Here is a 9602-nt window from a genome sequence, read left to right as displayed (position 1 = left end):
GCAGTGGTTGAGTGGGCTCTACTACGCTGATTTCATCAGCTTTTACAGCCCTACTCAACTGTGCGGAGGTGGGACGACGAAATCGAATTCTAACGAATTACCGATTTCTGTCCCACTCTCTTTTTTTATCCTGCTTCCTTCTCTTTTATGGTATACTGAAAACGACAACATGATTGGAGCTTCTGATGAAAAAGATCCCCTTAGTATTTTCAGGATGTCTGTTAGGACTGGTTGGCGCTGGAAACCTTCTTGCAGACTCGCTACCCTTCCTTGCTCATGCCTTTAGTCTGACAGGTTTGTTCTTCTGGTTTTTCTTTGTCGTTTATCATGCGATTCGCTGGCAAGAAACCAAGATAGAACTCCAACAACCAGCTCTTTTATCTGGGATGGCGACCTTTCCCATGGCAGGGATGATTCTATCCACCTATCTTTTGCACCTCTTTCCCGCCTTTGGAGGTCTATCACAGTTGGTCTGGTGGTCTGCCTTTCTCTTGGATCTGAGCTTAATTCTCTATTTTACCAAGACCCATGTCCTAGCGCGACCAAGAGCCAATGCCACTCCCAGTTGGACCGTTCTCTATGTGGGCATTGCAGTAGCAGCCTTGACCTATCCAGTTGTAGGAATCAGAGAGATTGCTTATCTCGCTCTAGTGATTGGTTTTGGTTTGACCTTTCTTCTTTATCCCCTTATCTATCATGATTTGAAGCAGTCCCCTTTACCCAGTCATCTGTTGGGCCAAGAAGGCATCTATTGTGCTCCCTTTTCTCTTCTTTTAGCAGCCCTGGTTCGTGTGGGTGGAGCGAGCTTGCCCACCTGGTTCTTACTGATCATGGTAGTTGCCTCACAAGGTTTTTATTTCTTTGTTTTGACACGCCTACCGAGAATGATCAAAGAAGGTTTTCAACCTGCTTTTTCAGCTCTGACCTTTCCAACAGTTATCACAGCGACCTCTTTGAAAATGGCCCAAGGCTTGTTGCAACTACCTTTCTTGACAGCTCTCGTATGGATGGAAACTTTTCTTTGTCTCTTGATTCTAGTCGCTGTCTTAGGTGGTTATGTGGCCTATCTCAGAGAGTAGGAAGGCATCCTTTTTCATTGAAACCTTGTCACGATTATGGTAAGATGCACTATACGATTTGTCAGACTTTATAGGAAAGGTATCTATGAAATTCATCAAAGGAAAGCTCTCACTGCTGTATCCCCTCTTTCTGCTCTTGTTTTATTTTTATGTTCGGCCTCAATTTCGTCCCTTGGCCCAGTATGTCTCCAATAGTGTAGCAAGCGCCAATAGCTATTATTGGACCTTATTTGGCCTAGAAGGCCTCTATGCAGTCTTTACAGGATTTTTGGTCTACCGTTTTTCTAAAAAAGCGCAGTTTAAGCTGGGGAAGAACCCTCTTCAAGCTCTGATAGAAGCCGTTTTTGCGGCCTGTTTGGTTTACTGGTTGGATTACTTCATCAGTGGTTTTGTTCAAGGACGGGCAGCTGTTTTGAGTCTGTTTCCACGGGAAATTAGCCCCACAGGTGTGCTTATCCTAGTGATTGCAATGCTTGTCATCCGGCCGGTGACAGAAGAGCTGATCTTTCGCGGAGCCTTGGTGAATGCCTACTTCAAAGGCTGGAAACTCTATGCTGAAATTTGGCTTCCAGCCCTCATCTACAGTGGCCTACATTTTCTCCACAATCCCTTTTCGCTAGGAGCTTCTATCATCTATCTCCTACCGAGTGTGATTTTTGGGATCCTGTATTATCGGAGTAAGACGCTCCTTTCTCCAATTTTAGCTCATATCTTGCTCAATCTCTACTACACCTTGCCTTTACTTTTATCTGTATTTAAGTAGCAACCGATTTCCTGAGTGAGATTGGTTTTTTTTGAAAATATGGTATAATAGAATAAATTTAATAGAGGGAGTTGAGGTTTGAAAAAAAGCTACCGCGTCAAACGTGACAAAGATTTTAATGCTATTTTTAAAAGTGGTCAAAATGTTGCCAATCGGAAATTCGTTGTTTACCGCTTGCGCAAAGACCAACCGCATTTTCGAGTCGGCCTGTCTGTTAGTAAGAAACTGGGAAATGCTGTGACCAGAAATCGCATCAAACGTTTGATTCGCCATGTTTTGATCAAACACCAAGCCTTCCTTACGACCGATGATTTTGTTGTCATTGCTCGTAAAGGAGTGGAGGAGCTCGACTTTCATCAAGTAGAGAAAAATCTTGTACATGTCTTAAAATTAGCGCATGTCTACCAAGAAAGGGAATAATGTGAAAAAGAAACTGAAGTTAACTGGATTATTAGGAGCGGCCTTATTGGTCTTGACAGCTTGTGGAACCTCTCAAGTGACAGCTCAGTCGACAGGTGGTTGGGAACGCTTCGTCTACTTCTTTGCAGAAGCCATCCGCTTCTTGTCCTTTGGCGGAAGTATCGGTGTAGGGATTATTGTCTTTACCATTGTCATACGGACGGTCCTCTTGCCTCTCTTCCAATATCAAATGAATTCAACCCGCAAAATGCAGGAAATTCAACCCCTCCTCAAGGAATTACAAGCTAAGTATCCTGGGAAGGATCTTGATAGTCGGACCAAACTTTCTGAAGAGATGCGGGCCCTTTACAAGGAAAAAGGCGTCAAAACGTCTTCAGCCTTCCTTCCTCTCTTAATCCAGATGCCGGTCTTGATGGCCTTGTTCCAAGCGCTGAGCCGTGTCGAATTCCTTAAAGTCGGTCACTTCCTCTGGTTGGACCTTGGCGCGATCGACCCGACTTATATCTTGCCGGTTCTTGCAGCACTCTTCACATTTTTCAGCAGTTGGTTGACCAATAAAGCCATGCCAGAGCGTAATGGTAGTGCGACAACCATGATGTATGTGATGCCTGTGATGATCTTCTTCTTTGCCTTGTTCTCAGCCAGCGGGGTCGCACTATACTGGGTGACTTCCAATGCTTACCAAGTCGGGCAAACCTATCTCTTGAACAACCCCTTCAAGATTATTGCAGAGCGTGAAGCAAAAGAACAAGCTTCGCGCGACATGGAAAAACAAAAACGTCGTGCCCTAAACAAAGCACAGAAAAAGAAAAAATAAGAAAGAGGTGGACATATGGTCCTATATACTGGAGCAACTGTTGAAGAAGCGATTCAAAAAGGTCTGAACGATTTAGATATTCCTCGTATGAAGGCACATATTACGGTTGTAGCGCGTGAAAAGAAAGGTTTTCTTGGCTTGTTTGGGAAAAAACCAGCCCAAGTAGAGATTGAGCCCATTGCAGAAACAACTGTTGTAAAAGCCAATCAAAAAGCTGTCAAAGGTGTCCCAGATGAGATCAATGCGCAAAACGAACCGGTTAAGACTGTGAGCGAAGCGACGGTCGATCTCGGACGCGTCGTAGCAGCGATCAAAAAGGTCGAAGAAGAAGGAGAAGTTGTCTCTGAAGAAATCAAGACCGAAATCCTGAAACATGACAAAGAAGCAGATACTGTTCTTGAAGAAAAAGGACATGAACATATCCTTGAAAAAGTTAAAGAACCAGCGACAAAAGAATCAAGCGAATCTGATTTCTCAAACCTTGGTATCGAGGTAGAGGAAAACTACAACATCGAAGAAGTCGTAGATGATGTGACAGCCTATGTTCAAACAGTGGTCGATGAAATGGATGTGGATGCGACAATCTCAAGCAGTCACAACCGCCGTACGGTCAATATGCAAATTGATACCAATGAGCCAGGACGTGTCATTGGTTACCACGGAAAAGTCTTGAAGGCTCTTCAACTTTTGGCGCAAAATTACCTCTATAACCGCTACTCAAAGAATTTTTACATTACCATTAATGTGAATGACTATGTAGAACACCGGGCGGAAGTTCTTCAAAGCTATGCTCAGAAGTTGGCAACGCGTGCCCTCGAAGATGGGCAAGCCCAACAGACAGATCCGATGTCAAACAGTGAACGCAAAATCATTCACCGTATTGTCTCTAAGATGGAAGGAGTCACTAGCTACTCTGAAGGGGAAGAACCAAACCGTTACGTAGTGGTAGACATCGAAGGATAATCAAGCTATTATTTCCCATAAGGGAGAGACGGGATTGAGCCGATCTCTCCTTTTTTAGGTTTAGAAAGGAAGCAGATGGCATTTGCAGCGATTCGAGAGTTTTTAAAGCTTCAAGGAATGAAATACCTGGCTCCAGCAAAGGCAGGGGTGCTAGCATCGGAGATGGAGCAGTATCGTGCCCTAGCTCAAGCGGCTCGTAAGGAATTCACCGATTTGGTCTCAGCCTTTCAGAAGCGCCACCCCTACTTGGAGCAAGATCGGACCAGTCAATGGATGAACCAGGCCCAGATCTTGCGGCCTCATTTTTGGGCCTATCTAAAAGGAGAAGGGACGATGGCAGAACCCATGTTTGCCTTGAGGCTTTATGGAGATGCAGTTGATTTTGGAGTTTCCTTAGAGGTGAGCTTTATCGAGCGAAAAAAAGATGAGCAGAGCCTTCAAAAACAACAAATGGTTCTCACCATACCCATCACTCAGCCAGTTTATTATTTCGCCCAGAAAAATGGAGAGAGTCAAAGGGTAGAAGGAACAGAAAAGAACCGCCATGATCTGTTGCAAGGAGTAGCAGAAGGGACGGTTCGTAAGGTCCTCGTCAAATACGATGTTTCTCTAGTTGAGGAGAGTTCCCTAGAGAATATCCTGGATCAGTTGCAAGAGGCGCTGGTGGCTCTGGAACCCTATTACTTGGCAACCCGTCAGGTGTAGAAAGGTGTTCTCCGACCTGTATTTGCAACAATTTTGCCATAGCTATTGACAAATAGAGTCGAATCCGATAGAATAGTAAAGTATGTTTAGTAACTGATCACAACTAGCCGGCTAAACGAATACAAAATCTATGAGGAGGTATTCATCGTGAAACGTACTTATCAACCAAGTAAACTTCGTCGTGCGCGCAAACATGGTTTCCGTCACCGTATGGCAACTAAAAATGGTCGTCGCGTATTGGCAGCTCGTCGTCGTAAAGGACGCAAAGTTTTGGCTGCCTAATTCAGATAAAAACCTAAAAACCAGTAGAAACTCGAGACTACTGGTTTTTGTTTTGTCCGAAAGTGAATTTAGAGGCGCTTTCTGCTATAATAGAAAGAAGAAAAACTCGGAAGAAAAGGAAGATCATGCAGATTTTTGATACCCACACCCATCTCAATGTGGAAGAATTCGCAGGAAAAGAACAAGAAGAGCTCGACTTGGCCAAGGAAATGGGTGTTGTAGCCCACAATATCGTTGGTTTTGACAAACCGACGATTGAGCGTGCCATGGAGTTGGCAGACCAGCATCCAGAACTCTATCTCACGCTTGGTTGGCACCCCACTGAGGCAGGCGATTATACTCCTGAAGTGGAGGCCTATTTACTTGAACAGCTAAAACATCCCAAAGTTGTCGCACTCGGAGAAATCGGTCTGGATTACCACTGGATGACGGCACCAAAAGATGTCCAAGAAAAGGTTTTTCGTCGTCAGATTCAATTGTCTAAGGACTTGGACCTCCCCTTTGTGGTGCATACACGCGATGCTTTAGAAGATACTTATGGCATCATCAAGAGTGAAGGAGTTGGTCCTCGCGGTGGGATCATGCATTCTTTCTCAGGAAGTTTAGAAGAAGCGAAACGCTTCATGGATTTGGGAATGATGATTTCCTTTTCTGGAGTGGTGACCTTTAAGAAAGCCACAGATGTCCAAGAAGCGGCAGCTGGCCTTCCGTTAGACAAGATCTTGGTTGAAACAGATGCCCCTTACCTGGCACCAGTTCCCAAACGTGGTCGAGAAAATAAAACAGCCTACACTCGTTATGTGGTAGATTTTATTGCAGAACTACGTGGCTTAACAACAGAAGAAGTGGCTCAGGCAACCTACGACAATGCAAGAAAGGTATTTGGCCTTGACTGAGAAAAGAAAAATACCAGAAGTAATTGTCGTGGAGGGCAAGGACGATACAGCCAATCTCCGTCGTTTTTATGAGGTGGATACCTATGAAACCCGAGGCTCTGCGATCGATCAAGATGATTTGGAACGAATTGCTACCTTGCAAGAGTTGCGTGGGGTCATTGTCTTTACCGATCCAGACTATAATGGCGAGCGGATTCGCAAGATCATTATGCAAGAGGTGCCCCAGGCCAAGCATGCCTTTTTAAATCGTGGCGAGGCAGTGCCCAAATCCAAGACCAAGGGGCGTTCTCTTGGAGTGGAGCATGCCAGTTTTGAAGACTTAGAAAAAGCCCTAGCTGGACTGGTTGGGTCTTACGAAGATGAGCATTTCTTTGATATCACAAAGACTGACTTGATGCGGCTTGGCCTGTTGATGGGAAGCGATAGTCGCAAACGACGGGAATATCTAGGCGAAACCTTGCGCATCGGCTACTGCAATGGCAAGCAATTGATCAAACGCTTGGAGTTGTTTGGAATTTGTTTGGCCCAAGTCGAAGAGGCGATGGCCAGTTATTAAGACGGAAGTAGAGGGGATCCTTTACCTCTAAACTGATTAGAAAAGAGAAAAAATGAGAATTGCAGATTATAGCGTGACCAAGGCAGTGCTGGAGCGTCACGGATTTACCTTTAAAAAATCCTTCGGTCAAAACTTTTTGACCGATACCAACATCCTTCAAAAAATTGTGGATACGGCAGAGATCGATAAGCAGGTCAATGTCATCGAAATCGGTCCTGGAATTGGAGCTTTGACTGAGTTCTTGGCGGAAAATGCGGCAGAAGTCATGGCCTTTGAGATCGATGACCGCCTGGTTCCCATTTTGGCGGATACCTTACGGGATTTTGACAATGTCACGGTTGTCAACCAAGACATCCTCAAGGTAGACCTCAACCAGTACATCGCAGAGTTTAAAAATCCAGACCTTCCGATCAAGGTGGTGGCTAACCTTCCGTATTACATCACAACTCCTATCCTCATGCACTTGATCGAATCCAAGATTCCTTTCCAAGAATTTGTGGTCATGATGCAAAAAGAGGTGGCAGACCGCATCTCGGCTGAGCCCAACACCAAGGCTTATGGTTCTTTATCCATTGCAGTCCAATACTATATGACTGCCAAGGTAGCCTTTATCGTGCCTCGCACCGTCTTTGTGCCAGCACCAAACGTCGACTCTGCCATTTTGAAGATGGTCCGTCGCGAAGAACCAGCAGTAGCAGTCAAGGATGAAGATTTCTTCTTCTCTGTCAGCAAGGCTAGCTTTGTCCACCGACGCAAAACGCTTTGGAACAACTTGACCAGTCGCTTTGGCAAGACCGAAGAAATCAAAGCCAAGCTGGAAGCAGGAATCCAAGCTGCAGGCCTGCAACCTTCTGTACGAGGAGAAGCTCTTAGCTTAGAAGACTTCGCTCGCCTAGCAGATGGCCTTCTAGAAGCAGGAATAAAATAACAGAAAAGACATGAACTTCGTAGCTCATGTCTTGTTTGTTGTAGAAGGAAAGGACGGGATTTGAACCCGCGCGTGAATAAAATCCACTTGCCGGATTTCGAGTCCGGTGCCGTACCGAGCTGGGCCACCTTTCCAAGATGCGGAGAAAGGGATTTGAACCCTCACGCCCGAAGGGGCACATGCGCCTGAAGCATGCGTGTCTGCCATTCCACCACCTCCGCATAGTTCTATTATACACTTTTTAGGAAAAATGCCAAGGAAAAAAAGGAAGGTGTCCTTTCCCGAATTCTGCTAAAAGACAAGTCATAACAGATACTCCGTCTTCTGTTTCTATCCATTTAAAAAATGAACCTATTCGTTTCTAAAAGCGTCCGGAGAGGTTCACTTTTCGTTTTTTCTTATCAAGCAATCCAGCCTTATTTCTCATTTTTTGGTATAATAGATAGTATTAATCTCAAAGGAGTACGATTTGCAAGGAACAATCGTCAAGGCCTTGGCTGGCTTCTACTACGTGGAGTCAGATGGTCACATTTACCAGACACGGGCTCGTGGAAATTTTAGAAAAAAAGGACAGACTCCTTACGTGGGGGATCAGGTGGAGTTCTCTGCTGAAGAGAATTCAGAAGGCTACATTTTGAGCATTGCGCCTCGAAAAAATAGCCTCGTGCGCCCTCCTATTGTCAATATTGATCAGGCAGTAGTGATTATGTCAGCTAAGGAACCGGATTTCAATGCCAATCTTTTAGATCGTTTTCTGGTTCTTTTGGAGCATAAGGGGATTCATCCCATTGTCTATATTTCAAAACTGGACTTATTAGAAGATATGGAAGACATCCACTACTACCAAGGAATCTATCAGGCTATCGGCTATGATTTTGTCTTGTCGATTGAAGAACTCTTGCCCCTTTTGACCAATCAAACCACGGTCTTTATGGGACAGACCGGTGTAGGAAAATCGACCTTGCTCAATAAAATTGCTCCGGATCTGGAGCTTGAAACGGGTGAGATTTCAGATAGTCTGGGGCGCGGTAGACACACGACCCGAGCTGTCAGCTTTTACCATTTAAATGGAGGAAAGATCGCAGATACGCCTGGCTTCTCCTCCCTCGATTATGAAGTGACGACCAGCGAAGACTTAAATCATGCCTTCCCAGAAATCGCCGATGTGAGCCACTCTTGTAAATTTCGTACCTGTACCCACACGCATGAGCCCGCTTGTGCGGTGAAACCAGCCGTTGAAAGAGAGGAAATTGCACCTTTCCGTTATGAGGATTACTTGCAATTTCTAAGTGAGATTGAAAACCGTCGCGAAACCTATAAAAAAGTTTCGAAAAAAATGCCAAAATAGGAGATACTACAACGATGAAAACAATGAAAATTGCACCCTCAATTTTGAGTGCCGATTATGCCAATTTTGAAAGTGAATTGAAACGCTTAGAAGCAGCTGGAGCTGACTATGCCCATATCGATGTCATGGATGGTCATTTTGTGCCCAATATCAGCTTTGGAGCTGGTGTCGTAGAGAGCATGCGTCCACATAGCAAGTTGGTCTTTGATTGCCACTTGATGGTCACCAATCCCGAACACCATATCGAAGAATTTGCCCGTGCAGGTGCTGATATCATCAGCATCCACGTAGAAGCAACTCCTCATATCCACGGAGCTCTTCAAAAAATTCGTCAAGCGGGTGTGAAGGCGAGTGTTGTGATCAACCCAGGGACTCCTGTAGACAGTATCAAACATGTCTTGAACTTGGTGGATCAAGTCTTGGTCATGACCGTTAATCCAGGATTCGGTGGTCAAGCCTTCTTGCCTGAAACCATGGACAAGGTGCGCGAATTAGCCACTCTTCGTGAAGAAAAAGGCTTAGACTTTGATATCGAAGTGGATGGAGGAATTGATGCTCAAACTATTTCCCAAGCCAAAGAAGCTGGGGCCAATGTTTTTGTAGCAGGCTCTTATGTCTTTAATGGAGATGTCAATGAGCGCGTTCAAACGCTCCGAGATGCTGTAAATGGGTAACATCGCAATACTGGCAGGAGGGGACAGTGCGCTCTTGCCAAGAGATCATGACGCTTATGTAGGCGTTGATGGTGGCTGTTTGAAGCTACTGAAACAAGGTCTGCCTTTAGATATAGCAGTGGGGGATTTCGATTCCGTCTCTGAGATCGATTTGCGCCAGATCCGAACCCA

12 protein-coding genes, 2 tRNA genes and 1 pseudogene are annotated in these 9602 nt (G+C 45.1%); 13 read left to right on the top strand and 2 right to left on the bottom strand.

Annotation, left to right across the window (positions count from 1 at the left end; all coding sequences use genetic code 11):
• Positions 1-185: 185 nt before the first annotated feature.
• The 10 genes from PAN06_RS11550 to rsmA all read left to right on the top strand — a co-directional run bounded on the left by PAN06_RS11550 (position 186) and on the right by rsmA (position 7409).
• Complete coding sequence (locus tag PAN06_RS11550) at positions 186-1079, top strand: TDT family transporter (RefSeq protein ID WP_269796377.1); 894 nt, start codon at positions 186-188, stop codon at positions 1077-1079.
• Between the two features lie 85 nt (positions 1080-1164).
• The gene (locus tag PAN06_RS11545; protein WP_269796376.1) at positions 1165-1842 is read left to right on the top strand and encodes a CPBP family intramembrane glutamic endopeptidase; all 678 of its coding nucleotides are present in this window, start codon (positions 1165-1167) and stop codon (positions 1840-1842) included.
• A 78-nt stretch (positions 1843-1920) separates the two neighbouring features.
• Complete coding sequence (rnpA, locus tag PAN06_RS11540) at positions 1921-2262, top strand: ribonuclease P protein component (RefSeq protein WP_003002960.1); 342 nt, start codon at positions 1921-1923, stop codon at positions 2260-2262.
• A gap of 1 nt (position 2263) precedes the next feature.
• Positions 2264-3079, top strand: coding sequence for a YidC/Oxa1 family membrane protein insertase (locus tag PAN06_RS11535; RefSeq protein ID WP_003015944.1), 816 nt, complete (start codon positions 2264-2266; stop codon positions 3077-3079).
• Between the two features lie 15 nt (positions 3080-3094).
• Positions 3095-4042 (top strand): RNA-binding cell elongation regulator Jag/EloR, encoded by a 948-nt coding sequence (gene jag, locus PAN06_RS11530; RefSeq protein WP_021153989.1) that lies wholly within the window; start codon positions 3095-3097, stop codon positions 4040-4042.
• Positions 4043-4117: 75 nt separating this feature from the next.
• Positions 4118-4747, top strand: a complete 630-nt coding sequence (locus tag PAN06_RS11525) for an HI_0552 family protein (protein WP_269796375.1) — start codon at positions 4118-4120, stop codon at positions 4745-4747.
• A 147-nt stretch (positions 4748-4894) separates the two neighbouring features.
• A complete protein-coding gene (gene rpmH / locus PAN06_RS11520) occupies positions 4895-5029 on the top strand; it encodes a 50S ribosomal protein L34 (RefSeq protein WP_003003086.1) in 135 nt (44 codons plus the stop codon).
• A gap of 125 nt (positions 5030-5154) precedes the next feature.
• Positions 5155-5925: a TatD family hydrolase gene (locus tag PAN06_RS11515; RefSeq protein ID WP_049471812.1), complete on the top strand. Its 771-nt coding sequence runs from the start codon at positions 5155-5157 to the stop codon at positions 5923-5925.
• The gene (gene rnmV, locus PAN06_RS11510) at positions 5897-6481 is read left to right on the top strand and encodes a ribonuclease M5 (protein ID WP_269796374.1); all 585 of its coding nucleotides are present in this window, start codon (positions 5897-5899) and stop codon (positions 6479-6481) included. Before PAN06_RS11515 ends, rnmV begins: the two co-directional genes overlap by 29 nt.
• A 52-nt stretch (positions 6482-6533) precedes the next feature.
• Positions 6534-7409 (top strand): 16S rRNA (adenine(1518)-N(6)/adenine(1519)-N(6))-dimethyltransferase RsmA, encoded by an 876-nt coding sequence (rsmA, locus tag PAN06_RS11505; protein ID WP_049497093.1) that lies wholly within the window; start codon positions 6534-6536, stop codon positions 7407-7409.
• Positions 7410-7454: 45 nt separating this feature from the next.
• Here the strand turns inward: rsmA and PAN06_RS11500 are convergent.
• Positions 7455-7543, bottom strand: a tRNA-Ser gene (locus PAN06_RS11500).
• Positions 7544-7547: 4 nt separating this feature from the next.
• A tRNA-Leu gene (locus PAN06_RS11495) sits at positions 7548-7630 on the bottom strand.
• A 248-nt stretch (positions 7631-7878) separates the two neighbouring features.
• On the opposite strand from PAN06_RS11495, the gene rsgA reads away from it, so the two are divergent.
• The 3 genes and pseudogenes from rsgA to PAN06_RS11480 all read left to right on the top strand — a co-directional run.
• Positions 7879-8757, top strand: coding sequence for a ribosome small subunit-dependent GTPase A (gene rsgA / locus PAN06_RS11490; protein WP_049491707.1), 879 nt, complete (start codon positions 7879-7881; stop codon positions 8755-8757).
• A gap of 14 nt (positions 8758-8771) precedes the next feature.
• Positions 8772-9431: a ribulose-phosphate 3-epimerase gene (rpe, locus tag PAN06_RS11485; RefSeq protein WP_049491704.1), complete on the top strand. Its 660-nt coding sequence runs from the start codon at positions 8772-8774 to the stop codon at positions 9429-9431.
• Positions 9424-9602, top strand: a pseudogene (locus tag PAN06_RS11480) (thiamine diphosphokinase); the annotation flags it as partial. The gene rpe and the pseudogene PAN06_RS11480, both read left to right, overlap by 8 nt.

The sequence above is a fragment of the Streptococcus sp. SM3 genome, from assembly GCF_027497875.1.
Note: the sequence above shows the minus strand (reverse complement) of the source record. Positions and strands in the feature narration are given on the sequence as shown.